This window comes from Rhizobacter sp., from assembly GCF_031412495.1.
In the GTDB taxonomy this organism is placed as follows: Bacteria; Pseudomonadota; Gammaproteobacteria; order Burkholderiales; family Burkholderiaceae_C; genus Schlegelella_A.
This window is the reverse complement of sequence record NZ_JANODC010000014.1, coordinates 1-3,297: the sequence shown is the minus strand read 5'-3', so window position 1 is coordinate 3,297 and position 3,297 is coordinate 1. Positions and strand designations below refer to the sequence as shown.

Below are 3,297 nucleotides of genomic sequence, written 5' to 3'. Positions count from 1 at the left end.
AAGGTCGCGCGGACGACGTCCGCGCGAGCAAGATCGCGTCGGCTACAGCCAGTAAACCACGACGTACAGGCCGAGCCAGACGACGTCGACGAAGTGCCAGTACCACGCCGCGCCCTCGAAGCCGAAGTGGCGCTCCGGGGTGAAGTGTCCGCGCATGATGCGGATCGTGATGAAGAGCAGCATCAGCATGCCGACGAACACGTGGAAGCCGTGAAAGCCGGTCAGCATGAAGAACGTCGAACCGTAGATCCCGGAATTGAGCTTCAGATTCAGGTCCTGGTAGGCGTGCATGTATTCGTACGCCTGCAGGCCCAGGAAGAGGACGCCGAGCAGCACCGTGATCCACATGAACAGGATCGTGCGGGTCCGGTTGTTGGCGATCAGCGCGTGGTGCGCGATCGTCACCGTCACGCCCGAGGTGAGCAGGATCGCCGTGTTGATGGTCGGGATCGGCCACGGCCCGATCGTCGAGAAGGGCTCGACGATGCCGGCCGGCGACGCCGTGTAGCCCGGCGCCGAGCTCGGCCACACCGCCTTGAAATCGGGCCACAGGATGGCGTTGTCGATGTCGCCGAGCGCCGGCACGGAAAGGACGCGGGCCCAGTAGAGCGCGCCGAAGAAGGCGCCGAAGAACATCACCTCGGAAAAGATGAACCAGCTCATGCTCCAGCGGTAGGAGACGTCGATGCGCGAGCCGTAGAGGCCGCCTTCGCTCTCGCCGACAGCGTCGCGGAACCAGCTCTGCAGCACGAAGACCCAGAAGGCGAAGCCGGCCAGCACCACCCACGCGCCCCAGCCGTCTCCGTTGACCCAGTGGGTGCCGCCGTAGATCACGAGCAGCAGGCCGAAAGCGGCCATCGCCGGGTGCCGCGACGGCGCCGGAACGAAGTAGTAGGGCTGCGTGCCCGCGTGCGTCACTGCCGACATGTGATTGCTCCCGCGATTTCCAGATGCATTGATTTCAGGCCGCGATGCCGCTGCGGATCACCCAGCCGACGAGGGCCACCAGGGCTGCGATGAAGAGGGCAGCGGCGACGATCGCGGCGATGACGACGTGGACCGGGTTGAGCTCGCTCACGTCGCGGTCGAGGTCGCTCGACTTGCGCACGCCGAAGAACGACCAGGCGACGGCGCCAAAGGTGCGCACGAACGATCCCTTGCGCCGGGCCGCGCCGCGAAGGCCGCTGTCGGAACCGGCGTTCATAGCGGCTTGGCGTCGCCGGGAAGCGGCATCGCGCGGACCGAGGTCGCGGGCTCGGCGGGAATCTTGCCGCCGACTTCGAAGAACGTGTACGACAGGGTGATGGTCCGCACATCCCTGGGCAGCTTCGGATCGATCACGAAGACCACCGGCCACTCCTTCGACTCGCCCGGCTTCAGCACGTGCTCGGTGAAGCAGAAGCACTCGATCTTCTTGAAGTGCGCCATCGCCGGCGTCGGTGTGTAGCTCGGAAACGCCTGCGCCGCCATGGTCCGGTTCTGCCGGTTGCGAAACCGGTACATGACGGTCGCGATCTCGCCCGGGTGGACATCGATCGAGGCCTGCGCCGGCTTGAAGTCCCACGGGCCGCGCGCGTTCGCATCGAACTCGACCGTCACCGTGCGGCTGCGATCCACCTGCGTGTTCTTCGCCGGGGCGCCGCCGTTCTCAACGAACTGCAGCTCGGAGCGCGAGAGCACGTTGATGCCGAGCGCCTCGCAGATCGTCCGGTAGATCGGCACCAGGGCATAGCCGAACGCGAACATGAGCGCCGTCACGACCACGAGCTTGGCCACCATCCGCCGGTTGTCGAGGACGAGCGCACGCGCGCGGGCCAGGGAGGAAAGCGCCATGGACGGTGGCCGGTTCAGGAAGCGAGCAGGACGCGGTTGACGATGAAGCCGACGAAGAAGACCAGCGCGACCGAGGCAAGCACCAGCGCTAGGCGTCGGTTCGATCTCCGCTGCGGCTCCGGGGCCATCGTCAGCGGCTCAGGCATGCGCGCCCGCGGCGGGCTGGTCATGACCGGGCACGTGCGCGCCCAGGATCTTCGTGCCGGCGTTGTTCAGCCTCGGCGGCGTCTCGAAAGTGTGGAACGGCGCCGGCGAAGGCACTTCCCACTCGAGCCCTTCGGCGCCTTCCCAGGGCTGCTGCGGCGCCGGCTCGCCCTTGCCGCGCATCATCGGCAGGACGACGAAGAAGAAGAAGTACACCTGCGACAGGCCGAAGCCGAAGGCGGCGACCGTGGCCAGCATGTTGAAGTCGGTGAACTGCAGCGGGTAGTCGGCGTAGCGACGCGGCATGCCGGCCAGGCCGAGGAAGTGCATCGGGAAGAAAGCGACGTTGAAGAAGACGAGCGAGCTCCAGAAATGGAACTTGCCGCGCGCTTCGTTGTACATGACGCCGGTCCACTTCGGGGCCCAGTAGTAGACCCCGGCGAACATCGCGAAGAGCGACCCGGCGACGAGCACGTAGTGGAAGTGCGCCACCACGTAGTACGTATCGTGGACCGGGATGTCGACCGGGGCCACGGCCAGGATCAGGCCGCTGAAGCCGCCGATCGTGAAGACGATGATGAAGCCCACCGCCCACAGCATCGGCGTCTCGAAGGTCATGGAGCCGCGCCACATGGTGGCGATCCAGTTGAAGACCTTCACGCCGGTGGGCACCGCGATCAGCATCGTCGCGTACATGAAGAAGAGCTGCCCGGTCACCGGCATCCCGGTGGCGAACATGTGGTGCGCCCAGACGATGAACGACAGGATCGCGATCGACGCGGTGGCGTACACCATCGAGGTGTAGCCGAACAGGCGCTTCCTCGAGAACGCCGGGATCACCTGGCTGATGATCCCGAACGCCGGCAGGATCATGATGTAGACCTCGGGGTGGCCGAAGAACCAGAAGATGTGCTGGTACATCACCGGATCGCCGCCACCCGCCGGGTTGAAGAACGACGTGCCGAAGTGGCGGTCGGTGAGCGTCATCGTGATCGCGCCGGCGAGCACCGGCATGACGGCGATCAGCAGGTAGGCGGTGATGAGCCACGTCCAGCAGAAGAGCGGCATCTTCATCAGCGTCATGCCGGGCGCGCGCATGTTGAGGATCGTGACGATGATGTTGATCGAGCCCATGATCGAGCTCGCGCCGAGGATGTGCAGGGCGAAGATGCCCGCGTCCATCGAGGGGCCCATCTGCAGCGTCAGCGGCGCGTAGAGCGTCCAGCCCGCGGCCGGTGCCCCGCCGGGCATGAAGAACGAGCCGACGATCATGATCGCCGCCGGGATGAGCAGCCAGAACGAGAGGTTGTTCATCCGCGC

At 65.9% G+C, this 3,297-nt stretch carries 5 protein-coding genes; all 5 read right to left on the bottom strand.

Going from position 1 to position 3,297, the window contains the following annotated elements; translation table 11 throughout:
• Window positions 1-42: 42 nt before the first annotated feature.
• Entirely contained in the window at window positions 43-927 is an 885-nt protein-coding gene (locus AC30N0_RS00640) for a cytochrome c oxidase subunit 3 (protein WP_489516012.1), read from the bottom strand.
• Window positions 928-961: 34 nt separating this feature from the next.
• On the bottom strand, window positions 962-1,204 hold the full coding sequence (locus AC30N0_RS00635) for a DUF2970 domain-containing protein (RefSeq protein WP_489516011.1): 243 nt from the start codon (window positions 1,202-1,204) through the stop codon (window positions 962-964).
• Window positions 1,201-1,833 carry a cytochrome c oxidase assembly protein gene (locus AC30N0_RS00630; RefSeq protein ID WP_489516010.1) on the bottom strand — a complete coding sequence of 211 codons (633 nt, stop codon included), beginning with the start codon at window positions 1,831-1,833 and terminating at the stop codon, window positions 1,201-1,203. The genes AC30N0_RS00635 and AC30N0_RS00630 overlap by 4 nt, the downstream gene beginning before the upstream one ends.
• 14 nt (window positions 1,834-1,847) lie before the next feature.
• Window positions 1,848-1,961, bottom strand: coding sequence for a cytochrome oxidase small assembly protein (locus AC30N0_RS00625; protein WP_489516013.1), 114 nt, complete (start codon window positions 1,959-1,961; stop codon window positions 1,848-1,850).
• A 10-nt stretch (window positions 1,962-1,971) separates the two neighbouring features.
• A partial coding sequence (locus AC30N0_RS00620; protein WP_489516009.1) for a cbb3-type cytochrome c oxidase subunit I occupies window positions 1,972-3,297 on the bottom strand: 1,326 nt, incomplete at its 5' end.